Genomic DNA, 862 nt, shown 5'->3' with positions numbered 1-862 from the left:
GTTCAAACTACAAACTTTAGGCCTAGTAAAAGGTACTAACGTTACTATTTCAGCTGAAGGCCCTCAAGCTCAGCAAGCAGTAGACCACCTAGTTGCTCTTATGGATCAACTACACTAATACGGTCTCCTTCTTTCAAAGCCATTTTGCATAGCAAAGTGGCTTTGTTCGAAATAGATAGGAATAAGCGCGACATTAGTCGACGACTTAAAGTCACACACTCTCCCGTTTACAGTTGAACAACTAAGGTAAGGCTATGATTTCAGGCATCCTAGCATCTCCTGGTATTGCTTTCGGTAAAGCACTACTACTTCAAGAAGATGAAATTGTCCTAAACACTCAATCTATCTCTGACGACCAAGTTGAAGCAGAAGTACAGCGTTTCTTTGACGCTCGTAACAAATCTTCTCAACAACTTGAAGTTGTTAAGCAAAAAGCACTTGAAACTTTTGGCGAAGAAAAAGAAGCAATCTTTGAAGGCCACATCATGCTGCTTGAAGATGAAGAGCTAGAAGAAGAGATTTTAGCACTCATCAAGAAAGACAAGATGCACGCAGACAACGCGATCCACACTGTGATCGAAGAGCAAGCTGTTGCACTAGAGTCTCTTGATGATGAGTACCTAAAAGAACGTGCAACTGATATCCGCGATATCGGTACTCGTTTCGTTAAAAATGCTCTAGGCATCAACATTGTGTCTCTATCAGACATCAGTGAAGAAGTTATCCTAGTAGCTTACGACCTAACGCCATCTGAAACTGCACAAATCAACCTAGATTACGTTCTTGGTTTCGCTTGTGACATCGGCGGTCGTACATCTCATACTTCAATCATGGCACGTTCTCTTGAGCTTCCAGCTATCGT

Annotated in this window: 2 protein-coding genes; both read left to right on the top strand. The window is 42.0% G+C overall.

What is annotated here, in order from left to right; translation table 11 throughout:
• On the top strand, positions 1-118 hold a 118-nt coding region (locus AB4512_RS22465), incomplete at its 5' end, for an HPr family phosphocarrier protein (protein WP_372175748.1).
• Positions 119-254: 136 nt separating this feature from the next.
• Positions 255-862 (top strand): phosphoenolpyruvate-utilizing N-terminal domain-containing protein (locus tag AB4512_RS22460; protein ID WP_372175747.1); only part of this gene is annotated, 608 nt, incomplete at its 3' end.

It is taken from the genome of Vibrio sp. 10N.222.52.B7 (assembly GCF_041474275.1).
In the GTDB taxonomy this organism is placed as follows: domain Bacteria; phylum Pseudomonadota; class Gammaproteobacteria; order Enterobacterales; family Vibrionaceae; genus Vibrio; species Vibrio crassostreae_C.
The sequence above is the reverse complement of the archived record's forward strand: the minus strand, read 5'-3'. Positions and strand labels throughout refer to the sequence as shown.